Annotated in this window: 27 protein-coding genes; 19 read left to right on the top strand and 8 right to left on the bottom strand. The window is 59.1% G+C overall.

All coding sequences use genetic code 11. From position 1 onward, the window contains the following. Positions 1-23: 23 nt before the first annotated feature. The gene (locus ACFP9U_RS03145) at positions 24-962 is read right to left on the bottom strand and encodes a PRC-barrel domain-containing protein (protein WP_378618954.1); all 939 of its coding nucleotides are present in this window, start codon (positions 960-962) and stop codon (positions 24-26) included. Positions 963-1279: 317 nt separating this feature from the next. Between ACFP9U_RS03145 and ACFP9U_RS03140 the strand changes: the two genes are divergently transcribed. Next, positions 1280-1636, top strand: coding sequence for a hypothetical protein (locus tag ACFP9U_RS03140; RefSeq protein WP_378618953.1), 357 nt, complete (start codon positions 1280-1282; stop codon positions 1634-1636). A gap of 80 nt (positions 1637-1716) precedes the next feature. Here ACFP9U_RS03140 and ACFP9U_RS03135 read toward each other — a convergent pair whose 3' ends face one another. Beyond that, a complete protein-coding gene (locus tag ACFP9U_RS03135) occupies positions 1717-1953 on the bottom strand; it encodes a hypothetical protein (RefSeq protein ID WP_378618951.1) in 237 nt (78 codons plus the stop codon). A gap of 502 nt (positions 1954-2455) precedes the next feature. On the opposite strand from ACFP9U_RS03135, the gene ACFP9U_RS03130 reads away from it, so the two are divergent. The 11 genes from ACFP9U_RS03130 (at position 2456) to ACFP9U_RS03080 (ending at position 10056) form a co-directional block, all read left to right on the top strand. Beyond that, positions 2456-3733 carry a tyrosine-type recombinase/integrase gene (locus ACFP9U_RS03130; protein WP_378618949.1) on the top strand — a complete coding sequence of 426 codons (1278 nt, stop codon included), beginning with the start codon at positions 2456-2458 and terminating at the stop codon, positions 3731-3733. Next, positions 3730-4206: a hypothetical protein gene (locus ACFP9U_RS03125; RefSeq protein WP_378618948.1), complete on the top strand. Its 477-nt coding sequence runs from the start codon at positions 3730-3732 to the stop codon at positions 4204-4206. The genes ACFP9U_RS03130 and ACFP9U_RS03125 overlap by 4 nt, the downstream gene beginning before the upstream one ends. A gap of 58 nt (positions 4207-4264) precedes the next feature. Beyond that, positions 4265-4483, top strand: a complete 219-nt coding sequence (locus ACFP9U_RS03120; protein ID WP_378618946.1) for a helix-turn-helix transcriptional regulator — start codon at positions 4265-4267, stop codon at positions 4481-4483. Continuing rightward, on the top strand, positions 4480-4995 hold the full coding sequence (locus tag ACFP9U_RS03115) for a hypothetical protein (RefSeq protein WP_378618944.1): 516 nt from the start codon (positions 4480-4482) through the stop codon (positions 4993-4995). Before ACFP9U_RS03120 ends, ACFP9U_RS03115 begins: the two co-directional genes overlap by 4 nt. A 427-nt stretch (positions 4996-5422) precedes the next feature. Then, positions 5423-6667 (top strand): hypothetical protein, encoded by a 1245-nt coding sequence (locus tag ACFP9U_RS03110; RefSeq protein WP_378618943.1) that lies wholly within the window; start codon positions 5423-5425, stop codon positions 6665-6667. After that, positions 6664-6828, top strand: a complete 165-nt coding sequence (locus ACFP9U_RS03105) for a hypothetical protein (protein WP_378618941.1) — start codon at positions 6664-6666, stop codon at positions 6826-6828. The genes ACFP9U_RS03110 and ACFP9U_RS03105 overlap by 4 nt, the downstream gene beginning before the upstream one ends. A gap of 130 nt (positions 6829-6958) precedes the next feature. Next, positions 6959-8053, top strand: coding sequence for a hypothetical protein (locus tag ACFP9U_RS03100; RefSeq protein WP_378618939.1), 1095 nt, complete (start codon positions 6959-6961; stop codon positions 8051-8053). A 317-nt stretch (positions 8054-8370) separates the two neighbouring features. Beyond that, on the top strand, positions 8371-8766 hold the full coding sequence (locus tag ACFP9U_RS03095; RefSeq protein WP_378618937.1) for a MerR family transcriptional regulator: 396 nt from the start codon (positions 8371-8373) through the stop codon (positions 8764-8766). Between the two features lie 51 nt (positions 8767-8817). Continuing rightward, positions 8818-9366, top strand: a complete 549-nt coding sequence (locus ACFP9U_RS03090) for a hypothetical protein (RefSeq protein ID WP_378618936.1) — start codon at positions 8818-8820, stop codon at positions 9364-9366. Further along, complete coding sequence (locus ACFP9U_RS03085) at positions 9363-9578, top strand: hypothetical protein (protein WP_378618934.1); 216 nt, start codon at positions 9363-9365, stop codon at positions 9576-9578. The genes ACFP9U_RS03090 and ACFP9U_RS03085 overlap by 4 nt, the downstream gene beginning before the upstream one ends. Positions 9579-9672: 94 nt before the next feature. Beyond that, positions 9673-10056, top strand: a complete 384-nt coding sequence (locus ACFP9U_RS03080; protein WP_378618933.1) for a hypothetical protein — start codon at positions 9673-9675, stop codon at positions 10054-10056. A 177-nt stretch (positions 10057-10233) separates the two neighbouring features. On the opposite strand, the gene ACFP9U_RS03075 is transcribed toward ACFP9U_RS03080, so the two are convergent. Continuing rightward, complete coding sequence (locus tag ACFP9U_RS03075) at positions 10234-10722, bottom strand: hypothetical protein (RefSeq protein WP_378618931.1); 489 nt, start codon at positions 10720-10722, stop codon at positions 10234-10236. 4 nt (positions 10723-10726) lie between these two features. Beyond that, entirely contained in the window at positions 10727-11035 is a 309-nt protein-coding gene (locus tag ACFP9U_RS03070) for a hypothetical protein (RefSeq protein WP_378618929.1), read from the bottom strand. Between the two features lie 13 nt (positions 11036-11048). Between ACFP9U_RS03070 and ACFP9U_RS03065 the strand changes: the two genes are divergently transcribed. Beyond that, positions 11049-13280 (top strand): phage tail length tape measure family protein, encoded by a 2232-nt coding sequence (locus tag ACFP9U_RS03065; RefSeq protein WP_378618928.1) that lies wholly within the window; start codon positions 11049-11051, stop codon positions 13278-13280. A gap of 24 nt (positions 13281-13304) precedes the next feature. On the opposite strand, the gene ACFP9U_RS03060 is transcribed toward ACFP9U_RS03065, so the two are convergent. Together ACFP9U_RS03060 and ACFP9U_RS03055 are read right to left on the bottom strand one after the other, a co-directional pair. Then, positions 13305-14036 (bottom strand): hypothetical protein, encoded by a 732-nt coding sequence (locus ACFP9U_RS03060; protein ID WP_378618926.1) that lies wholly within the window; start codon positions 14034-14036, stop codon positions 13305-13307. 2 nt (positions 14037-14038) lie between these two features. After that, positions 14039-14440: a hypothetical protein gene (locus ACFP9U_RS03055; RefSeq protein WP_378618925.1), complete on the bottom strand. Its 402-nt coding sequence runs from the start codon at positions 14438-14440 to the stop codon at positions 14039-14041. Between the two features lie 124 nt (positions 14441-14564). Here ACFP9U_RS03055 and ACFP9U_RS03050 point away from each other — a divergent pair, with 124 nt between their 5' ends. Continuing rightward, positions 14565-14795, top strand: coding sequence for a hypothetical protein (locus ACFP9U_RS03050; protein WP_378618923.1), 231 nt, complete (start codon positions 14565-14567; stop codon positions 14793-14795). 693 nt (positions 14796-15488) lie between these two features. Here ACFP9U_RS03050 and ACFP9U_RS03045 read toward each other — a convergent pair. Beyond that, positions 15489-15806 carry a hypothetical protein gene (locus tag ACFP9U_RS03045; protein WP_378618921.1) on the bottom strand — a complete coding sequence of 106 codons (318 nt, stop codon included), beginning with the start codon at positions 15804-15806 and terminating at the stop codon, positions 15489-15491. Positions 15807-16204: 398 nt separating this feature from the next. Here ACFP9U_RS03045 and ACFP9U_RS03040 point away from each other — a divergent pair, with 398 nt between their 5' ends. After that, positions 16205-16492, top strand: coding sequence for a hypothetical protein (locus ACFP9U_RS03040; protein WP_378618920.1), 288 nt, complete (start codon positions 16205-16207; stop codon positions 16490-16492). A gap of 536 nt (positions 16493-17028) precedes the next feature. Here the strand turns inward: ACFP9U_RS03040 and ACFP9U_RS03035 are convergent. Further along, positions 17029-17226 carry a hypothetical protein gene (locus ACFP9U_RS03035; protein ID WP_378618918.1) on the bottom strand — a complete coding sequence of 66 codons (198 nt, stop codon included), beginning with the start codon at positions 17224-17226 and terminating at the stop codon, positions 17029-17031. A 384-nt stretch (positions 17227-17610) separates the two neighbouring features. On the opposite strand from ACFP9U_RS03035, the gene ACFP9U_RS03030 reads away from it, so the two are divergent. From ACFP9U_RS03030 to ACFP9U_RS03015, 4 genes are all read left to right on the top strand, one after another. Further along, entirely contained in the window at positions 17611-18501 is an 891-nt protein-coding gene (locus ACFP9U_RS03030) for an MBL fold metallo-hydrolase (RefSeq protein WP_378618970.1), read from the top strand. 160 nt (positions 18502-18661) lie between these two features. Continuing rightward, a complete protein-coding gene (locus tag ACFP9U_RS03025) occupies positions 18662-19426 on the top strand; it encodes a DUF2243 domain-containing protein (RefSeq protein WP_378618917.1) in 765 nt (254 codons plus the stop codon). Between the two features lie 122 nt (positions 19427-19548). Next, positions 19549-19863 (top strand): hypothetical protein, encoded by a 315-nt coding sequence (locus ACFP9U_RS03020; protein WP_378618915.1) that lies wholly within the window; start codon positions 19549-19551, stop codon positions 19861-19863. 1 nt (position 19864) lies between these two features. After that, positions 19865-20131, top strand: coding sequence for a hypothetical protein (locus tag ACFP9U_RS03015; protein WP_378618914.1), 267 nt, complete (start codon positions 19865-19867; stop codon positions 20129-20131). Positions 20132-20662: the final 531 nt, after the last annotated feature.

Genomic DNA, 20662 nt, shown 5'->3' with positions numbered 1-20662 from the left:
GCGCTGGCGGCAAAGGGACCAGCTTACTGCTGATTCTGCTGGTCCGTGGTCCGATCCCAATATGCATCGACCTCCTGTGTGTCGATCGATCCCGTCTGCTGGGTATCGAAGAGGCCCTGGTCGTCAGGCAGCGTCGGCGCTTGCTCCAGCGCGGCACGCTCCACCGGAAGCACGAAGGCGTTGCGGCCCGGCATCGCGCGAAGGCGCTCCCACGGAACCACGACCTCGTCCGATCCCAATCCGAGAAAGCCGCCGTAGTCTACAACCACGTACTGCACCGCGCCCGTCTGCGGATCGAGCACGACATCGTCGATGCTGCCCAGATTGTCGTCCTGGGCGTTGCGGACATTGGCACCGATGATGTCGTCGGCGCGGAAGCGACCTTCCATCTGCGCAACTGGCTCGGAGGCGGCAATCTCCGCCCGGCGCCAATCGGTTACTTCCTGCGGGTCGATACCAAGTTCCTCCAACTCCGCGACATAGTTTTCATAGCGATCGCGGGTGGCCTCGACCATGGTCTGGCATCTCTCTTCGTCACCATTATTTGCCAGAACATAGGCCGCCTCGTAGAGCACGCCAATTTCGTATTGCGGGCGCTGCTCCCAGCGCACGTTTCCCCACGGACTAGCGCCTGGCACGTCACGCGCGGTATCCGTGGCCTCGGGCGTGACCGCCAGTTCGCCGGGCTGCTGGTCCGGCACGGGCGGCGCGGTCCCGGGCGTCGTGGCCCTGCCGCCGGCGGTCGGTCCCATCGCCGTCGTGCCATAGCCGCGATAGCCGGTCAGCCAATAGCCGTCCTCCTGCAAGGTTTCGGCCAACTGCCGCAGGTCCTGCATGCATTGCGAGGCCTGCGCCCCGTTCGTCTGCGCGGCTCCTTGCTCGTCCTGGCCCTGGGCGTTGGCCGGCAGGGCCAGAGCGAGTGCCGAGGTGGCACCAAGCGCGGCTGCGATATAGCTTTTCATGGAGTTCACCTCCGTTGCTGATCAAAATGCCGGCGTGTTGTTGCCGGCCGCATATCCTGCCAACCAAACCCTGCAGCGAATTGTTCCGGGAACCATTCGGGCAAAAAAATGCCGGCGCGTACGCCGGCAAACGACACGCAATTGTGGGGTTGGGGGGCGGGGGGAGTGCGTGTCGTCATCCCCCAAATGCACCGGGCAAGGGAAGGTTCCTCATGGCCCACAAAAAAATTGTTTCGCAGAAATTTTACCCGGAGATTTGGCGGAACCGCTCTACCCTGCCACGTGTTGCTCCGGCATATCCACGGAGAAATAGGAAGATGCCGGAACAGACAGACGAGGTTCTTCGCATATACCGGCTGGTTCCCGACGCAGCCGAAACCGACCCCAACTGGGACCTGGCCGCGCCCGCCGGCGAAGTCGTCGTGCGCGCCCGCTCGCCCGCGGACGCACGCATCGTTGCCGCGCAAGCCGAAACGGACTTTCTCGACCTTCCGGCAAAGCCCGGAGACGGCGTGTCGACCAGCTTCGCCAGCGCCTTCCGCGACGACAAGCTCTACCGCGTCATCGAAGACGACAGCGGAATCTACCCGCGCACGGGACCGCGCGGCGTGCTGGAGGGGCTTACCCGGCCGGATCCCCTCCTCCACGCCGCGGACGAACCGCCGGAGGATTAATACGCAACTCCAGAAGAGCGGACACTCGCCTCCGTCCGGAACTGTGCATGCCTGGCGGTTCCCCGCTTTTGATCAATGACCTAGGAAGTGCGGTCCTGCAGGTTCTCCACGCCTTCCTGGGAAGCGCAGTGGGCGCAGCAGAAGATCACGCCGTCCTTCTCGACACCGTGCCCGATGACCTTGCAGCCGCAATGGGCGCAGGCTGGCGCCAGCGCGTGAATCGCACATTCGAAACTGTCGAAGATATGCGCCTGTCCGGCCATCTCGACCTTGAAAGCCTTGTCGTATTCGTTGCCGCAAACCTCGCAACGCGCCATGGAACCCTCCTTCGTTGGATTCAGGAGGAAAACCACGCGCAAGGCGATGCGTTCCAACCGGCGGCGGGAAATCTGACGCAGCGAAAGCGAGCGCATGCGGCCAGCGGCTGTGAAACATATGGAGGGAGACCAAGAGCACGCAAAATGCCCGACTGCACAGCACCATGCATGAGCCGTTCGGCTCTTTGCAAAACGATTGTCACATCCAGTGTTCGCGAGCAGAACGCTCCCGCGCCTTCGCGATGCAATCAGGGTACCGCATCCCGGTCAGCCGAGGAATTTCTGGACATTGATGGTGGGTGATACAGGGCTCGAACCTGTGACCCGCTGATTAAGAGTTATCGACGCTGAGTTTCCGCAAGTTGTCCGATGTTTCCGAAACCCTTGTAATTGACGCCTTTTAGCGCTACATTCTTGGATGTTGTTTCAGCCAATTTCGCCTAGTTTCTTGTCTTGGTGGCGACTCGGTGGCGACACAAGCAGCAAATCAGCGGGGCGGAAGTTGCCAACAGTCAAGCTTACCAGGAGAAGCATACAGGCAATCGAAAAGCCGGAAAAGCCGGTCGTCTACTATGACGAGAGCGTGAAAGGCTTCGGGCTTCGCGTGATGCCATCCGGCGTGCGATCGTGGATAATTGAATATCGACCCGGCGCTGGCGGCCGAGGCGTTGCGAAAAAGCGTGTTAAGATCGGCGACGCCGCAACTATGTCTCCTGAGGACGCACGGGAGAAGGCAGGCAGAACCCTTGCGAGGGTGACGCTCGGCTCCGATCCGGCTACCGAGCGCGCTGATGAGCGCAGTGCCCTTTCCGTAGCTGAATTGGCGCAACTATTCCTCGAGAAGCATGTGGCCGAAAAGCGGAAGGCGAACACGGAGCGACTCTACGCCTACGCGATCAACGATTTGATCGTACCGGCAATAGGCGGGATGCGTGCACCACTCGTCACCAGGGCAGACGTGGCGCGAATGCAGGCGGCGATCGTGCGCGCTCGTAAGAACATGCCCAACGGTGGGAAGACTGCTGCTAACCGTGCTTTGGCTGTGCTCTCGGCGATCTACAATTGGGCCGACCGCGAGGGGCTTGTTCCGGAGGGGTACAATCCGGTGCAGCGTGTCGAGAAATACAAAGAAAACCGAAAGGAACGCTTCCTGACATCCGAGGAACTGGCCGCACTTGGCGCTGCATTGCAAGAGGCTGAAACCGTTGGATTGCCCTACGAGGTTGACCCGGACAAACCCAAATCGAAGCACACGCCGAAAGGACGGTATAAGGTTTCGCCTCATGCGGTTGGAGCAGTTCGGTTGCTGATCCTAACCGGATGTCGCCTGCGCGAAATCCTCGACTTGCGGTGGGCCGAACTGGACTTCGAGCGCGGGATTGCGTTTTTAGCGGACAGCAAGACGGGAAGAAAGCCGATAGTGTTGTCCGCGGCGGCACAAGAGGTGCTGACAGCCCTGCCCCGCGTCGGAAAGTTTGTCGTTGCAAGCGAGAGCGCTGGCGAGAAGGATGAGAAACCGCGTAGCGACCTCAAGCGTCCATGGGCAGCGATCTCAAAGCGCGCCGGCCTATCTGGTGTTCGCCTGCATGATCTACGTCATACCTACGCTAGCATTGGTGCTGGTGGCGGATTGGGCCTACCTGTCATTGGCAAGTTGCTCGGTCACAGCCAAGCATCGACAACAGCCCGGTATGCCCACCTTGATGTTGACCCTGTGAAGCGGGCCGCCGACCTAATTTCGGCGAAAATCAGTACAGCAATGAATGGGGGCGCGAAATGAGCAATTGGCATACTGAAGTACTATCCCGCCCTCCTATTCGAATAGATGACAGCACCACCGCTGATTCAATAGTCGCAGAATTTGCGGAGCGTCTGGAGGCGCTCCTTGCCGCTCACAACGGGCTTGAGGCGACCGCGGATGGTTGGCGCGATTTGGCATTAGCATTGGCGTTGGAATACGAGCCTGCATTTCAGATCGAGACGCCTGCTGACCGCGAGAGCCTAGGAGGAAGGCCGGCCGGATGGTCAAGTTTCATTTTGCGCTCTTCGATGAAAGCTGAAATGAGAGCCGGGAATACGCTATCGCAAGCTGCAAAAATAGTATCGAAGAAGCTTGGAGTAACGGAAGGCACGGCTAGGAACGCATTCTCACGGAAATCATCTGCGCCAGATTCGCTTAAACGACAGCCCTACGAAATAAAGGCTGAAAAGGCGATCCACTCGGCATCACAGGATATCACAAAAGACCCCTGATTTTCTTGTGAGGCGAAAACAAGCATATTGCCTCCATCAACAAGAAACGGAGGCAGACATGAACATTCGCGTGAAGGAGGCTGCAACATATCTTGGCCTCTCCAAATCCACTCTTGATAAGCTCCGCTGCTTCGGGGGCGGCCCTCGATATTTCAAACTGGGGCGTGCCGTAGTCTATTCGACGGACGATCTTGATGCCTGGATGTCTGACCGCATCTGCACCGATACTTGGGCGACCGCCAACGACAACCAGCAGACCAAGAGGGCAGCGGCATGAGTGAGACCATGGACAAGGTAAAGGTTGAACTCGTCGCGTCTAACTTCCTGACGCGCTATCCGTGCGCGCTTGGCGGTTGCACCGAAAAGGACCCTATCCTTTGCGAGGTGACGGAAGGACCATATGAAGGATTCCGCGTGTCGGCGGAATATCTGCGCGACCACACTGACGTCGACACCGATCTTGAGGAAGCGGCGGTCGCAGCCGAGGACCGCGCCGCGAAAACGCTGACATACGCGAAGGCGCTGCGCGACCTCAAGGGGCGCCTTGTTCTACCATCATATGACGAATGGCGAGAAGCCATGCGCAAGCACGAGGAAGAGTACATAGCCGAACGCCTCGCGTCACAGCGCTCGTGGCTGGCTGAACTGCAGGAGATGAAGGCGGAAGGTTGTGACGTCGATGCGAAGATTTCGACCGTCGAGGTGGACATTGCCTACCTGGAGGGGGAGCCGTTAACGGCAATGCCTGCTCCGGCGGGTTGGCGCCCCTGGCACACTGAAGCCGCCTAACCCCATCCCGCGCCGCCAATCGCCATACGGCACCCGTGGACACCCGCGGCGCGGGAACACCCCCAACATAAAACTCTCTCCCTTGGATCGAGTATGCTTAGAACACTTGATGACCTGCCGGAAGAAACAATCCGGGAGATGATAGACTATACGATGGCGGCCGGCGAATTGACACGCGGCCGGCATGATTTCCGCATTCCATTCTTCGTCGCCGATGATTGGGCGAAGAAGGGTTATTGCGTCCTTTCGACAAACCGGCTCGCGCGGCAGTTCAACTCCACACGTCGGACAATGTGCGCGGCCATCCAGCGTCTCGTTGAAGCTGGTGCCATCCGGGAAGTTGGCCGCACTGCGGACGGTCGCGCCAAATATGCTCCATGCTTGGAGATCGCTGGGCCATGGCGCGCGGCACGGGAGGCGCGTCTAAATGGCCGCTGACAAGTACGCGCCGGACTCGTTAAAGTACCAGTGGCGCCTCTACGCCCTCGTGTCTCGCTCCGATTGGGCGACCGGCCTAGACAAGTCAATCTCCTTTGAGATCATCGACAATTACCGCAAGGAATTTGGCAACAGCCGCGCCAGCCTGAGTTACCTTCAGCAGGCGACGGGAGCCAAGCGCTCGAATGTTACCGCGTCGCTGCGCAGGATATGCGAGAACGGGCCAATCAGCGTTGCCAGGCCGGGAATCGGCACCCGACCAACGGAATACAAACTTCACTTCAATTTGGTGGGCGAGAAGCCTAGTAGTCCCGCACAGGGGACCTCTAGCGATGATTGCTCTAGTAGTCCCGTGGAGGCCACTACCGGTAGTCCCGTGGAGGCCACCTCTAGCAAATCTAGTAGTCCCGTAGAGGGGACCCAAACCGTCCTACCTGTAACGGCCTACAAGGCCGGCTTACAGGAAAGGACGATTGATTCCGCCGCGCCTTCGGCGCCGCTTGCGGATGGCCTTTCGGCCACCGCGGCGGAAACGGCGGAAGATGCGAAGCCAGAGCCATTCGAACAGCTTTGGAAAACCTACGGCGTCCGGAAGAAGAAAGCTGACGCCCGCGCCGCCTATGACAAGCTCGCACCGGATGCCGGTCTGCACGCCACCATGATTGCCTCTGCTAAAGCTTGGCGGGACGCGGCAGGTGATAGTGTCGAGCGCATGCACCTGCGCAGATGGATAGAGCAGGAAGAATATGAATGCGAACCGCCGTCCGCGTTCAAGGCGAAGGACAAGCCGCGCAGGGCCACCGCACGGTCACCAACGCAGGCCGCCAATACCGTCGCGGACGAGGTCGAGGAACCGCTTTTCGAGTGGGTTGGCGACGTAAGTGCGTTTGTTCCTGTCGGTAAGCACGCCATCGAAATTAAGGCCGCGGACAGCGCCGCTGACGATGACGGCAACCCCGAGGTGACGTTGGTGTATGACGTTGACGACGACGACATTTGCATAGGCGACGTGGAGCATCGCTTCTTTATTGAACACAAGGACGAGAAACTACAGCGGCGCGGCCAAGACCATTTGAACAAGCTGACGGCCGCCGCGGGCATCGTTGATATCGAGGACACCGCTGACCTTGTCGGCGCGCGCGTGGTCGCCGTTGTCGGGCGTGACGGCAGCGTGCGCTACGAGCCGGTGGGCGCCAATGACAATGCGCCAGCCGAAGCGGAGGTCGCAGCATGACTGTTTATGACCGTCTGCGGCAGATAGCCGACCGCCTTGCGCGGCTGGCGCCCGACCACCGGGATCCGCACCGTTTTCACGAGCAAAAATCAGAACTGGTCGCCGAGCTTCGCTGGCTCGCCGCTGATAACGACAATCGCGGGCATAGGGAGGCAGCATGAGGACCACCACCGACTCCAACTCAACCATCCAGGTTCGCAAGATCTCATGGGAGCAGCTTTGGAGGTTACGCCCCGATCTTCGACCGAAGGCAACGAACGATAACCTTTCCGGCAAGAAGGACAAAGCAGCATGAGCACCGCCACTCGAGGCAAGCGGCTTACTTGGCGCGCCTATGAAGCTTTGACAGGCCACGCAAGGCCTGCCGGTGCCATCGACAGGCCGAAGCCAAAGCCGCGCCCCTTGCGCCTTCCTGCCAACGACAACCGCCCCCCACGCGGTGTTCCGGTTCCTCTACCTGAGCATGTAGAGCAGCGCGTCACAGCGGGCGGCACGTCAACGCCGATGCGGATCCGCGCCAACCTTCAGCGCACCGCGCCGGATGCATTCCGAACGCTTGTGTCGCTGGATGAGTTGCTGCACCCGCCGCGCGTGGCCGACAATGACAACGACGCATCGGCTGCCGATGATGATAATAGCGGCGTCGGGCACGAGCGCGTCCATAACCAGGGGTGCATCAAGCCGAGCCCTGATACTGTCCTGCGCGCCTACTTTGACGGAATGCGGCCGCGCGTGGTGTTGCGGCGTGATGGCACAATGGAGCGCTTCCAGGGCGGTGTCAGGTATGAGACGGGCGACGGCGGGCATGAGTTCGTTGAAATTGGCGGCTATTACAGCAGCGGCGAGTTCTACGGGTTGCAGTTCTACCGCGGCGAGTTGATCGCGTATTCTGATGCGAACGGCCGGAAGAAAACGCCGTGGTATGACGCCACGCGCGCTGCCGAGGCGAGTAAGGACAAGAAGGAAAAGGAAGCAGAGCGTAATGAAGAACTCGCGTGGATTCGGTTTTATTTAGGCCCGATTGTTCACGGCTACCTTGCGGATTGCTATCGCATCGGCAAGAAGCGCCTGTCGTTCTTTTCTCCCGGCGCCGCTCGTGACTACGGCCGACTTGCTGGTGTTTCGGAAGCCAAAGGCGTCGGCGAATGTAGGACGAGCGCTCCTGCACCTGATGCACTCGCCGAGATAGACCGCGCTGCTTCAGCCGAATATCTTATCTCAAGGCTGGACGATACCGACGCTTCCCGCATCAGACGCATCATAGACGCTGACAGCTTTTCCGAGATTGCTCTTGCGGAAGGCGCATCGCCAAGCAGCGCTCACAAAGTTGGACGCGGGCTATGCATCAAGACGCTACAAAGAATCGAACAGCTTTTGGCCGCCTAAGTACCGTTTCGGCCCACTGCCAGCGGGTAGGTATAGAAGGGCAGTTCTTGCCTTCTCCTCGAATTTGAAGCCGGCGCTCCATATGCGCGGTTCAGCCGGCCTCTTTGCCGCCCCTCGGGCGGCTTTTTTATTGCGGTCTCCGCGTGCGGCCGCCGGCGCGCGCAGTCTGTCAGGGGCGGCGACGTGCACACATCGGATTCACGATTGCCGGGCCGCGAACTCGGAGGCGCCAGCCAGCAACCGTGATTGGAGGTCGCCTGTCAGCCCAGGCGGCCTCCTTCAAAAATTTAACCGCCACATTAAAGACAGGTCGCAAGATGAAAGCTTCCTACTCGGTCGCGGACGCGGCCTTTATAATAGAATTGCCGGAGTCCCACATCCGTGGTTGGCTGCAGCGGGCCGTCCTAAATTTCGGCTCGCGCACACTCACTCGGCGCATTGTTTTCAATGAACGCGATCTACGCTGCCTGGCCGTCATGCGCGAGCTTGTGGCCCACGGGTTAAGCCCCAACATAGCCGCCGTGAAAGCATCGTTCATTGTAGACCGCGCGCGAGATCACGCATTGGTCGCGGTCGTCTCGCTGGATCCGGGGCGTAGCCCGATGCTGATTCCAGGCGATGGTCTAGACCTGAGTGGCCACGCCGTCGTTACGGTAGCGCTCGCACCGATGTGGGCCGAAATTAAACAGAGAATCCGAGAATTAAAGAAATGATTTCCATGAAGAACTGTACCTCCACCGTAATCGAGAAGGGTACCAACGACTATGAAACTCTCTGAAAAGGAGTCGATACTGAAGTCGGTCGGTTTCTTTTTGTCTGCAAAAATAGACAAAACCATAACGCCGATATTGGCTCGTTTAGAAGCCGTAGAAAAGCGCCAGCCTGACAAGGGCGAACGCGGTGATCCGGGTCGCGACGGTAGAGATGGCCAGGACGGCAAAGATGGCAAAAAGGGCAAGGACGGAGTCGATGGCCTCGGTTTCGACGACATGACCGAGGAACTGGCCGATGATGGCCGCACGATCATCCGCCGATATGTCCGTGGCGATCGGGTCAAGGAATTCCGCCACTCCATGGCAGTTGTACTCGACCGCGGCGTGTTCAAGGAAGGGACAAAGTACACGGCCGGCGACGGTGTAACATGGGCTGGCTCTTTCTGGATTGCGCAGAAAACCACCACGGAAAAGCCAGACACCGGGAATGGCTGGCGCCTTGCTGTAAAGCGCGGCCGCGACGGTAAGGACGGCATCCTTAAGGCCGAAAAATCCAGAGAGCCCCTGCAAGTCGGTGTGCCGGCGAGGAGTGGGAAATGAGTGCTGCAATACGGCGCTTGCCAGAAAAAGCAACCGCAGCCATGGCGCTGCACCTCGTTGCTGAGAAGGTAATCGAATGCGAACTCGAACTCCTTCGCGAGCACGGTGCTACCGACCCTGAACTATCCGAACACCGGCGTCTCCGGAATTCCGAGTTAGCTGAATGGTTCGAGCGGACGAAGCGTCAGGCCATCGCGGCGGTGTGCGAGTAGGCGGGGGTGTCGGAGAGACTGTTTCGCCCTCCACCGCTCACCGGCCCCGGGCGGAAGCGCACATTTTTCCAATTCAAAATATGAGGGTCGAACAATGGCGCGACCACGCACACCATATGAAAAAGCCAGGATTATCGGCGCCACGGATAAGCACCCCGAGCGATACAGGCGCAGCAACGCACCATCTTTCAGCGAACCCGTTGGCGAGCCTTACGACTGGCTGGATGCCAATGCACGGGATGCCTGGCAAGAGTTTGCAGGGAACCTGCCCTGGCTGAACCGCAGCCATCGCTGCATCACCGCGATTGCATCGCTGCTCGCTGGCAGGATGCGAGCCGGTACGCTCACGGACAGCGGTGCCAGTTTGCTTAGGCTGTGCCTTGGATCGATGGGCACAACGTCGGCCGACTTCTCAAAAGTCAGCTGGGCACCGCCTGAAGATGACGAGGACGATATTGATGACTTCTATTTCACATAAAAAAGGCCGAGCACGAAGCTCGGCCGAATTGAAGGTCAGAAACCTCCAGAGGGGAACGCATCAATGCAAATGGGAGGAGAAACATTGACGCAAATGTAAGATGGGGATGAAGTACAACTTTCGCGTTAAGCCATCTGGCCGTTTTAATTAGGCCAGATGGAGAGAAAGATTTCGGCTTTAGCCGCCCTTCAGTGCGGTGGCAGCCAGTTCAGCAGCCTTTTCTGGTCCCGTACCAGCCATTGATTCCACAAGCTGCTTGCCTCGCGACTTCCAATATCCGTCCGGCACACGTGCATATTCAATGCAGGCCTGCAGTGTCTCTAGTCGATGTATCCAACCGGGAACGATCTCGCGCTTCCGTGCAAGATTGTATTCGTGTGGGGGAGTTGGCCAATTCGCAAACAGGAAGTCGTATCCCTCAAAGTTGCTGGCCAAGAAGACAAGCGTCTTTTCTCGAAGAGTATCATGCTTCCGGATGTTATCGCGTCCGTCCTTAATGACTTCCGTGCACGTGTCGGGATTGTACTCTGGACTATCAGGCAGGTCTTCCACGACCTTCAGCCAGGCGCGCCATTCGGCGAGCAGCTTATCCAGTTGTTCTACCACGAGTGCCTTGTTCGGGTTTACGAACGACAGTGGTTCACGCCTCTGAACTTCGCGCTTCATGATTTCACCTCCAGCCCACCATGCCAGACGGCAGGTAGGTCGGCAACTTTTCTCCGCCCCAAGGAGCACCCACGCTCCAGCAACCAATTCCATAGAGATCAACATGACCAATGTCGACCACATCGCCGGCCGTGCTGGCGGCTGCGCCCACGCGCCACAGCACCACGCACGCCATTACGCATCGCGCCTCCTCCGCGCCGGCTGGCATCCAGAAGACGTAGCTGCCGCCCTTTGCATAGAAGGCGCTGCCACCGCAATTGAAGCGGTAGGACCCGAGGCGGCCGCCGACTATCTGCGTCGGCTTGCTGACCATGCGGAGGCTGCGGATGGCGCGTGAACCCAAGCTTGTAGTTCTCGTTGAGGCGCGTCTTAACCAGCTAGAGAAGCAGCTAAAGCAGGCAGAGCAGAAGTTCTCACGCTCCGCAAACCAGATGAGCAAATCTTCTCGGCAGATGTCTAAGAAGATGGAGTCCGCCAACAACAGGCTGGCGCATTCATTCCAGAATACGGCCGCCTCAATCGCCGTGATGCACGGGCCGCTTGGCGGTATTGCTTCTCGCTTTTCGGCAATGGCAACTCTAGCTTCAGGTGCCGGCCTAGCGCTCGGAGGCTTTGCCGTCGCCATAGGCGCTGGCGGTGTAGCCGCAGGAAAGGCGCTTGCCGCTTTTCAGAAGTTTGAGACACAGCAGCTCGTCATTGAGCAGGTGTTGCGTGCAACTGGGCAGGCATCCGGCCAAACTGGGGAGCAGATTGAGGCCCTAGCGCAGGGCATCGCGTCCGCCACGCTCGCCTCCACGACAGAGGTCCGGGAGGCAGCGGCCCAACTTCTAACGTTCCGCTCCATTTCGGGCGATACGTTTGATCGCACACTAAAGCTGGCGCAGGATTTAGCCACGGTCGGTTTCGGCTCACTGAAGTCGGCCACGCAGCAGTTAGCGAAGGCCCTGGAAGATCCGGCGCGCGGATTGACGCGCTTGCGACGTGTCGGCGTTTCTTTCACGGAAACGCAGAAGGAAATGATTCAGAGCCTCTACGAGACAGGCCGCGCCGCGGAGGCCCAAGAAGAAATCCTGAACATTCTCGAGAAGCAGGTCGGAGGCGCCGGTGGCGCTTCGGCCAGCGGTCTGGCCGGCGCGGTAGACGCGCTTTCGCAGTCGACGCAGAACCTTCTCGAGCGATGGGGCGCGCAGATTGCCGAGGCGTGGAACCTCCGCGCGGCAATTCTTGGCATCTCTCAGGCCGTTGATGAAATGAACCGTAAGGGCGGCACAACGTCCGGGCAGCTTGATGTAATCAATCAGGACCTGGCCGCGGCGCGAGAGAGCTTGGCCAGGAATCAGGGTGGCGTCGGTCCATCTGCATCTCAGGCCGAGCATGAAGAAAAGATCATTGAGGCCCTCCTTCGGCGCCGTCAGCAGTTGCAGCTCAAGCTTCACCGCGAGGCAGAGCAAATGAGCATGGAGCGCTATGACGCCATTAAGCAGGGCGAGGAAGAGGCAGAACAGGCGCAGCAGGACAGAGCCGAAGGCGTCATCAAGGCTCTTGAGAAGGAACTGGAGCTTGCCGGTAAGACCGCAACGCAGCGCGAGATTGCAAACCGGCTTGCCAAGGCGGGCGTCTCTGCGGAAAGCGAACTTGGGCAGCAGATAATCAAGAACGTCCAGGCGATTGCCGAGGCAGAAGAGAAGCTCAAGGAAGCGCGCAAGCGCGAAAAAGACGCCGGAAAGACGAATGAGTTTGACCGCGAAATTGCGTCCCTTGAAGAGAGCATCCGGCTCATCCAGGCCGAAACCGAGGCGCAGGCCAAATTAAACCCAGTCCTGAACGACTATGGCTTCGCCGTTGAAAAGGCAAACGCCAAGCAGGCGCTATTGAACGCGGCACAGCGCGCCGGAATTGAAATCACGCCGGAGTTAGCGGCGAAGATCGAAAGCCTTTCCAGTGCCTATGCGGGGACGGCGGCAGGCGCAGAAAAGCTCGCCGAGTCACAAGACAAGGTGCGCGAGAAGGCGCAGGAGCTTGCTGACTTCAACAAAGAGCTGACGCGCGGGATTATCGATGGATTTCTGGAGGGCGCCAGCGCCGCGGATATCTTCGCCGATGCGCTCAAGAAGGTCGGCGATCGGCTTCTTAACGACGTACTCGACGGCATTTTTCAGGTTCAGAACGCGGCCAACGGCGGCGGTGGCATTTGGGGATTCCTAGGAAGCCTGCTCGGCCTAGGCGGCGGCTTTGGTGGCGGTGGCGACCCATGGGCAGGTCTTCGATCAACCACCCCCGGGTATGCCACGGGCACGCAAAACCACCCCGGTGGCATGGCGATTGTCGGCGAGCGCGGGCCGGAACTGGTGAATCTGCCGAAGGGGTCGGAGGTAATTCCGAACCACAGGCTTGGTGGCGGCGAGTCCGTGGTGGTGAACTACGCCCCGGTAATCGACAACCGTGGCGCTTCGGTAGAGGCTGTTGCGCGGCTTGAGCAGGCTCTGTCTAAGGACAGGGCCGAACTCAAGGCGAAGGTTGTCAGCATCGTCCGCCGGCGCCCGAAGGAGAACTGGTAATCTTCTCGGCGCGTTTCAAACTCATCATTCGGCAGGGCGGCCACGAAGTCCTGCCGCGAATGCCGCTGCCCAGAAAGTATATGCAGTCTCCTGATATTCGCTTATGTCTTCTTCTGGCCAGTCATTTAACCCACTCGTCATCAGAGTAAGCTCGCCAGCAAGACGGCAACAGATGCGCACGGTTTCTTCCAATTCGCCGTAGGTGACGAATTTCTTAACGTCCCCCCATGCGACATGCGAAATGGCGCTGTTGCGAAAGCCCTGAAGGCGTCCAAACGCCTTCCAGTTGATCCGCTGATACTCGGCTTGGAATCTCTCGATTGCTTTCCCGCAATCGGCCATTGCCATTTCATTGGAACAAGGCGGTTCGGATGCCGCATACAAGGCAGATATAAGCTCAGTTGCGCGGTCCTCTTTCGGGAACTGATAGACGGGCTGAAAGGAGACGCTGCCATCTCTGTCGAGAACCGCGAATGTTCGAATAACTGCCATAAGTGCCACCTGTTGACGGACTTCATCCGCATGTTGCACAGCAGGCGACGATTTGTCGGTAGCTTTGGCTATTGCAGTGTTGACGCCTGCATAAGTTCCGTAAGCGCGCGCCGCTAGGGTCGCCCAATCGTTCAGCTTAGAAGCCATGTGGGGCAGATTGTCGGCAATGTTCTTAGTGATCATGCCGCAAGATAGCGATGCATCGTGATTTCCCCCGAGTTGTCCGCAACGGCGCACGCCACGACCGGTGAATCCGAACCACATCGCTAATATCGGCAGTTGGTGTAGATCCCCGTGCTGATGCAGCGCACCTGCCCCCCACCGGGAGGAGTGATCGGCGTCACTTGGGGCGTCTGCATCGTTGGATACTGGATGACCTGCATTGGCTGGCGAGTAGCTAGTTGCTGAGCAGCCAACTGCTGCTGCATTTGATTTTGTTGGTACATATAGAGTTGCTGATCGGTCATCGCGGTTCTGTAACCGGTGGCCTGCTCTTTGGAGTTCAGGCACATGATGTGCTTGTCGGTATTGTGTAGCCTATAACGGGCACAGTCTGCATCACCCATCATGTAATAGCTGCCATCAATGAAGACCGGAGAAGCGCTGGTCGCGCACCCAGACAGGTTGACCGCCGCGGCAAGCGCAGCAAGCATGATCACTCTTTTCATTGAAGTTCCCCACCCAAAATCGCCGAGCACCTATCTGGCATGGCGCCAGCCTCCTGTCTACTTCTGCGTGCTTGACGCGCGCCGGAAAATGTTCCTATTTCGTTCTCCCAATAGGGAGACCGCCATGGGAAGACGAAAGAGCCGCTTTGACCACCTGTCCGATGCAGAGAGGGAGGCCGCCATCCGGGACGCGCTGGCGCTGCGCAAAACCATTATCGATGCGCAGAGAAGCCTCGTCCCGTTCAACGCGCAATACACCGCTCTGCACGAGCTAACCGAAGCTATCGACCGGGCGCTGACGGCAGTTACGGGGCGCGAGCCGGATTATCTCGCCGCGGATCTAGGGTATCGATAAGCGGAGGCCGGCCGGCGTGGTGTGGGATTATGCTCTTGGCGAATCGGACAAGGTGCAATCCGGCACGCGTGCCGCGCCGGCCGTGGATAGATTTATCGCCGAGTTGCCGGAGTTTGAGTGGCCTGCGTCGGTGTGACCGCTAATGCGATAACGTCGAACGGAAGTTATGCGGACAGGGCACCTTTCGCCAAAAAACCGACCCGGCTGGAAAAGATACCGGGTCGGCCGTTGGGGCGCGGCAAAGGGCAAAAGCCGCACGGAATCAAACTCGAGTGGAGAACTTTGTTCCGCTTCCCACCGTCCTCATTCGCGGGGGCGGTGGGGTTGATTTAGTAAAGAACAAATGTCGCGGTCACAGCAAAGATCGAGACGACGATAAGGCCCACCATAATGACCGACCAGATGGTCAATTTTCGCTCAGTATCCCGTGCCTCTTCGACTTTTCGCGCTTGTTCACCGGTTTCCCCGACGCGTGGTTTACGCGCCTTCGGGTCGCCTTGCGGGGATTTCTTATCACGAGAAGACATGGTGCTCCTCAAAACTGGACGGGAGCACTCAAATCTCTTTGTGGATCGAACTCTCAGCCGCTGGTTGTTGTTTAATCGATCAGCGGAACATAGCACATTTGCGGCCCGGCGTCGAAGGAAAATGTTCCTACATAGCTGGTACGGAGGGGAATGAGGGAGACACGAACTAATCCTCGTCGTCCGGGAATTCGATGGGTTCCAACCCCCTCAGTGTGCGGACCTTGTTAGCTGTGGCGATAGACAATTCGTCCCAGATGCTTTGTATCGTCTCTGCGGCTTCGAGGACAGCGTCAAGGGCATCTTGCTCTTCCAGCGCTTCCACCATGCGGTCAAAGTCTTGGGCGCCCTTCTCCACTAATCGGTACATGCGTGACGCTTGGTCAAGCGTAAGACCGGGATGCCCGAGCAGTTCCGCGACATCTCGCGCCATGCGTTGAGCGATTTCGCCCTGCTCGCGAAGCACTTCTAGCCAGTCTTCCGACATTGTGGCCTCCCAACGCAAACCTGCCGCAACTACCGCGTGCGGTCAATCCTCCGGCGAGCGCGCGGCGCCGACGGTGGAAGGCTTCATTGCCGAGCTTCCGGAGTTCAGTTGGCCCGCTACGGCTTGACCGGTTAGTTCATGCGGCAGCCTGATGTTGGCGGCTGAGTTGCGTACTGCCCTCAGGCAGCGGCTTACCCCACCGTTCTGTAATGGGGCGGTGGGCCGTCGTCATATCGCTGCAATCCCAACGCGCCATCTTTGGCCTTCCTGAAACTCTCGGGAGCACTGGGCCGGAGCACTCAAGGCGCGACTTGAAGCGTCAGTGTTGCAACATGCCACCTTTCCGTGCAGGGATGGCGAGTGCATAAGGTTTCAGGCTCGAATGGAGGGGAAATCCCATGGAAGCACTGATTGCACAACTGGTCGGCGGCTTGGCTGGCGGTGCTGCAGGTGGCAAGGCCGTCAAGGATGCTGATCTTGGCAACATCGGAAATCTGGTCGCCGGCGCCGTAGGTGGCGTTGGTGGCGGAACGTTGCTCAGCTCTATGCTCGGCGCGTCCGGTGCCGCCGCAGGCGGTATGGACATCGGCGCTCTTGCAGGCCAACTCGTAGGAGGTGGCGTTGCAGGCGCAGTCGTCCAAATCGTTGTCGGCCTCGTCGTCAACAAGGTGCTCAAGAAGGCCTGAAACCGACGGCTCGCGCTTTTCCTTCGTCGGGGGCGAGATCTACCAAACTAGGTGAAACGCGCGTCGGCGGTTGGCCGAAGTCGGGATAGGTGAAAGGATGAGAAGGCGCGACCTTCCACGCCGGGAACCGCTTCCCCTACCAACATCACCGTGAACACGGTTCATGAGTTGTGACTTTTGTGTACGCATGAAGAATGTGACAAAACCGCCGGCGGACGGGGCGCACCGAAGTTGAAGGAGCGCAACGTGAAGAAACTTCTTCCGATGTCACTTTCTGCCGTCGCCGCAATTGCTTTGGCGGGCTGCGGTAGCACATCAGAACCGACATATGATCCACCACCACCTCCGGGGCAAACGACGATGTCCGGGCCCGCTGACCCGCCGCCCCCTCCAGGGCAAACCACGATGTCTGGACCTGACGACATGAGTGCACCGCCACCACCTGGCCAGACTACCATGCAATAAGCTCTGGCAAGGCGAAACTGGCGGGGCCTTGATAGGGGCGCCGCCAGGTCGTGCGGTGGATCGCCGTCGCTTCAGAGATCCTGGAACCTCCCCAGAAGCGCAATGATCGTCCCTGCGCCCAGGAGCGCGACCTGTATCAGCCTCTCGACCAATATCTTCCGCGTGTCGCGTTGCGGCGTGTCATCGAGCGCAACCAGCACGCCAGCTGCTACCGCGCTTGCGACGGTAATGCCCAATGCGGAGAAGAAGACCATATGAAACGTGCTCATCACCATCTCCAGATCTGTTGGTCCGGAACACAGTGTGAGGGCATTTGGAGGGACGTGGATAAGAAAGGTGCGGATTGGCGGGATTGCCGGGAACTGCCAGCGAATTTGTCCACGCCTATGGGCGGCGGGGTGTTGCCCTATTCTGCTGGCTGCATTGAACAATAGAACCTGCCTTCGGCGGAGGTTTGTCCTCGCGCGGGTGCGTCTTTCTCCATTCCCTGATCTGACGTCATTTTGACGTGAAGAGTTCCCCAAGGGGACCTCTGCTCGAACCCGTAAGTGGCGAAATGGTTCTGGCCTGATTTGGAGGGGCGCTTGCCATTCGGAACCCGATCGAAAACGAATGGTTCGGTCGTTTCGGGAGCGGGTGAAAGGAGCGACGAAATGCCTGAACGGATACCGCTTGATCCACGCGGCCGTGCCGAGGGCGGCAGCGTGGGCGATGATGGCACTCACCAGATCTGCCCCGATCTTGCCTACAGGCGCCTTGCTATCGTCAACGCCGTCTTCTTCGGAACGCCGGGTGCCGGCGACCGGGAATGGGTTCTGATCGACGCCGGCTTCATGGGCACGACCGACTTGATTACCGGGGCTGCCGTGGAGCGCTTCGGGCCGAATTCCCGGCCCGCCGCGATTCTCATGACGCATGGGCACTTCGATCACGTGGGCGCTCTCGAAGAGCTTGCCGAGCGATGGCAGGTTCCTGTCTACGCACACGAACTGGAGCTCCCATACCTCGACGGCAGCGCCTCCTATCCTCCACCGGACCCGTCGGTCGGCGGCGGCCTTATGTCAATGCTCTCGCCGCTCTATCCGCGCGGCCCCGTAAATGTGGGTCGTTGGCTGCAAACCTTCCCCCAAGATGGCAGTGTGCCTGAAATGTCAGGCTGGCGCTGGTTTCACACGCCTGGGCATACCCCGGGCCACGTGTCCCTCTGGAGGGAAGCGGACCGGACCATTGTCGCGGGTGACGCCTTCATAACGACGCGGCAGGAATCGGCCTATGCCGTCACGGTGCAAAAACCTGAGATGCATGGGCCACCCATGTATTACACCACGAACTGGGATAATGCCCGTACCTCTGTCGAACTTTTGGCCTCGCTCGAGCCAGAGCAGGTGATCACGGGCCACGGCCCTGCCATGCAGGGCGCGGAGATGCGTGAGGCGCTTCATGGGCTCTCTCGTGATTTCGATGCCCTTGCCGTTCCAGACCACGGGAAATACGTCGACAGGTCTGCTACCGAACGAAAGGGTGGTGAGTACCGAGAGCCCTGATGTTTTCTTGAGGAAGACCAACGCCACAGGCCGGCTGCTGCCCCGCAGGACGGCTTTGTGTCGCAACCACCCCATGCCTATCGGCATCGGTCGGCGGATTTCTTGCGTTTGGGAACGCTATTGACGCTGAGCGGTTTGCAGACGAGATAGGAAAGCGCGAATGTGGAAGTCACCCTGGACGCGGTGGGGAATTGTTCTTGGCTTCGCGTTCGGCGGATTCTTTGATGGCATTCTGCTCCATCAGATTTTGCAGTGGCATCACCTTCTGAGCCTTGTTCCGGGCGTCGCGGATCTTCGGACGCAGGTTCTTTGGGATGGCTACTTCCACGGGTTGATGTACTTGCTCGCTGCTCTTGGCCTTTGGGGGCTTTGGCGAGCGCATAAAGGTGCCGCAGCTGCACGAGGGCGTAGCCTATCCGGAGCGCTATTGGTCGGCTTTGGGATTTGGCACGTCGTCGATAGCGTCCTCTCCCATTGGGTTCTTGGAATTCACCGTATTAAGCTCGACAGCGATAATCCACTGATGTGGGATCTGTTCTGGTTTGTCGCATTCGGGATCATTCCGCTTGTCGCCGGCTGGCTGTTGCTCCGGCACCCCAGAGACGGCTTGGGAGGACAGCCCCGAGGATCGGGTTCGGCAGTCCTTCTTCTGGCGTTGCTCACCGTCGGGGCAGCTGCCTGGTCACTTCGGACTCCACCGGATCAGCCTTTCACAACAGTGGTGTTCCGCCCAGGGATTGGCTCCCAAGATGTCGTTTCGTCACTCGCCTCGACTGATGCCCGGCTTGTATGGGCGGATTCATCCATGGGCGTGGTCGTGGTTGATATCCCGCCGGCGAGGAGATGGAGTTTCTACAAGTATGGGGCACTGCTTGTCAGCGGCTCCGGCGTTCCGGCCGGATGCTTCAACTGGATGGGTGTCTGAGGGAGGTGTTCCATGAGGCGTTGTCGCGCATGGCACGCGTCCATTGGATGATCGCCAGGCGGTCGTGACGTTATAGAGGTTGCACATGGGCTGAAGATCGCCACAGCGGTTGCTTGACGGCAATGGAGATTTGTTCCTATTTCGTTCTCATGGCCCAACCGATCGACACCTTGGGAAAGGCAGCCCGGCTCGGCATGCTCGTGCGTGCGGAATGCCCGTGCGGGAATGTCCGCCATTTCCTTGCCACTGACCTCATGATGCTCTTCGGCGGCGGCCGCGATCCGATCACACTCAATTTCCGATGCACGCGCTGCCGCCCCAAGACGCGCATCTCGCTCGTCGAGGTCGATTGGGATCGGCCTCCGCGCGTTTCGATCGACAAGCCGATCTTCAAGGAAAGGCGCGTGGTTGGTTGGATGCAACAACGGCTGAAGTGACATGCCGCTCACCGTCAGGGCGATCGGCGATGTTATCGATGGCGACTACACCCTCACGGCATATTGCTACCATTTCGGCTGCAACCATCGGGCCGATCTAGATCTCGCCGCGCTCGCCGCTCGCCTCGGCCGGGATCACAGCTGGATGCGCAACGATCTGGTGCCGAAACTCTGCTGTTCGAAGTGCGGAAGCAAGGACATCGGCTTGCGGCTTGCACCGCCGACCGGGGCGCCAGGCCAACCCTACGTGCCTGGAAAGCGGCGGTAGCCCTCTCGGCTAAAGCGCAGGACGCCACCGAAGGAGGGCTCGACCGCGAGGCACCGAAAGTCGTGCATGGGGCCGTTTGGTGTCTGTCCGGTTCTGTCCGAAAAACTTGAGTAAGCCGCCGTTCGGCTGACGCCCCCACCGCAGCCGTTCGGCGAGCGATATTGACACACTTCAATAGCTGAGACGCACCTTACCTCTTGAATTCCATGCCATCAGCACGAAGGATGCTGTCAAGCTTTGGAAACACGGATGGCCCGATGCCATGGAGCTTCGCGAGGTCCCCGCGGTCCCACTTGGCAAGATCATTGGTTGTATAAATGCCATTGTTTATCAATGCTCGTTGAGCAGGTTTGGACAACACTGCAAACGGCTGGCTGAGACGGGAATAATCGAATTGGGCTGACTTTTCCTTGTCACAAGGCTCCACGTTACCTTCTCCTCCATATCCGTGGCTAGACGAGGATGCTAGCACAAGGCAACACATGCGTAGAAGACAGGCGTCCGCTCATCACCAGTTGGTGCCTTTCACGC

Source organism: Nitratireductor sp. GCM10026969, assembly GCF_042660605.1.
Lineage (GTDB): Bacteria > Pseudomonadota > Alphaproteobacteria > Rhizobiales > Rhizobiaceae > Chelativorans.
This window is presented reverse-complemented; position numbering and strand designations above follow the sequence as displayed.

What these genes read in the sequence shown, in the direction of transcription:
- ACFP9U_RS03145 (WP_378618954.1), bottom strand. Translation starts at nt 962, where the DNA reads ATGAAAAGCTATATCGCAGCCGCGCTTGGTGCCACCTCGGCACTCGCT.
- ACFP9U_RS03110 (WP_378618943.1), top strand. Translation starts at nt 5,423, where the DNA reads ATGGCCGCTGACAAGTACGCGCCGGACTCGTTAAAGTACCAGTGGCGC.
- ACFP9U_RS03135 (WP_378618951.1), bottom strand. Translation starts at nt 1,953, where the DNA reads ATGGCGCGTTGCGAGGTTTGCGGCAACGAATACGACAAGGCTTTCAAG.
- ACFP9U_RS03120 (WP_378618946.1), top strand. Translation starts at nt 4,265, where the DNA reads ATGAACATTCGCGTGAAGGAGGCTGCAACATATCTTGGCCTCTCCAAA.
- ACFP9U_RS03085 (WP_378618934.1), top strand. Translation starts at nt 9,363, where the DNA reads ATGAGTGCTGCAATACGGCGCTTGCCAGAAAAAGCAACCGCAGCCATG.
- ACFP9U_RS03080 (WP_378618933.1), top strand. Translation starts at nt 9,673, where the DNA reads ATGGCGCGACCACGCACACCATATGAAAAAGCCAGGATTATCGGCGCC.
- ACFP9U_RS03030 (WP_378618970.1), top strand. Translation starts at nt 17,611, where the DNA reads ATGCCTGAACGGATACCGCTTGATCCACGCGGCCGTGCCGAGGGCGGC.
- ACFP9U_RS03095 (WP_378618937.1), top strand. Translation starts at nt 8,371, where the DNA reads ATGAAAGCTTCCTACTCGGTCGCGGACGCGGCCTTTATAATAGAATTG.
- ACFP9U_RS03020 (WP_378618915.1), top strand. Translation starts at nt 19,549, where the DNA reads ATGGAGATTTGTTCCTATTTCGTTCTCATGGCCCAACCGATCGACACC.
- ACFP9U_RS03050 (WP_378618923.1), top strand. Translation starts at nt 14,565, where the DNA reads ATGGGAAGACGAAAGAGCCGCTTTGACCACCTGTCCGATGCAGAGAGG.
- ACFP9U_RS03140 (WP_378618953.1), top strand. Translation starts at nt 1,280, where the DNA reads ATGCCGGAACAGACAGACGAGGTTCTTCGCATATACCGGCTGGTTCCC.
- ACFP9U_RS03105 (WP_378618941.1), top strand. Translation starts at nt 6,664, where the DNA reads ATGACTGTTTATGACCGTCTGCGGCAGATAGCCGACCGCCTTGCGCGG.
- ACFP9U_RS03055 (WP_378618925.1), bottom strand. Translation starts at nt 14,440, where the DNA reads ATGAAAAGAGTGATCATGCTTGCTGCGCTTGCCGCGGCGGTCAACCTG.
- ACFP9U_RS03090 (WP_378618936.1), top strand. Translation starts at nt 8,818, where the DNA reads ATGAAACTCTCTGAAAAGGAGTCGATACTGAAGTCGGTCGGTTTCTTT.
- ACFP9U_RS03025 (WP_378618917.1), top strand. Translation starts at nt 18,662, where the DNA reads ATGTGGAAGTCACCCTGGACGCGGTGGGGAATTGTTCTTGGCTTCGCG.
- ACFP9U_RS03035 (WP_378618918.1), bottom strand. Translation starts at nt 17,226, where the DNA reads ATGAGCACGTTTCATATGGTCTTCTTCTCCGCATTGGGCATTACCGTC.
- ACFP9U_RS03070 (WP_378618929.1), bottom strand. Translation starts at nt 11,035, where the DNA reads ATGGTCAGCAAGCCGACGCAGATAGTCGGCGGCCGCCTCGGGTCCTAC.
- ACFP9U_RS03015 (WP_378618914.1), top strand. Translation starts at nt 19,865, where the DNA reads ATGCCGCTCACCGTCAGGGCGATCGGCGATGTTATCGATGGCGACTAC.
- ACFP9U_RS03100 (WP_378618939.1), top strand. Translation starts at nt 6,959, where the DNA reads ATGAGCACCGCCACTCGAGGCAAGCGGCTTACTTGGCGCGCCTATGAA.
- ACFP9U_RS03060 (WP_378618926.1), bottom strand. Translation starts at nt 14,036, where the DNA reads ATGTGGTTCGGATTCACCGGTCGTGGCGTGCGCCGTTGCGGACAACTC.
- ACFP9U_RS03065 (WP_378618928.1), top strand. Translation starts at nt 11,049, where the DNA reads ATGGCGCGTGAACCCAAGCTTGTAGTTCTCGTTGAGGCGCGTCTTAAC.
- ACFP9U_RS03075 (WP_378618931.1), bottom strand. Translation starts at nt 10,722, where the DNA reads ATGAAGCGCGAAGTTCAGAGGCGTGAACCACTGTCGTTCGTAAACCCG.
- ACFP9U_RS03115 (WP_378618944.1), top strand. Translation starts at nt 4,480, where the DNA reads ATGAGTGAGACCATGGACAAGGTAAAGGTTGAACTCGTCGCGTCTAAC.
- ACFP9U_RS03040 (WP_378618920.1), top strand. Translation starts at nt 16,205, where the DNA reads ATGGAAGCACTGATTGCACAACTGGTCGGCGGCTTGGCTGGCGGTGCT.
- ACFP9U_RS03125 (WP_378618948.1), top strand. Translation starts at nt 3,730, where the DNA reads ATGAGCAATTGGCATACTGAAGTACTATCCCGCCCTCCTATTCGAATA.
- ACFP9U_RS03045 (WP_378618921.1), bottom strand. Translation starts at nt 15,806, where the DNA reads ATGTCGGAAGACTGGCTAGAAGTGCTTCGCGAGCAGGGCGAAATCGCT.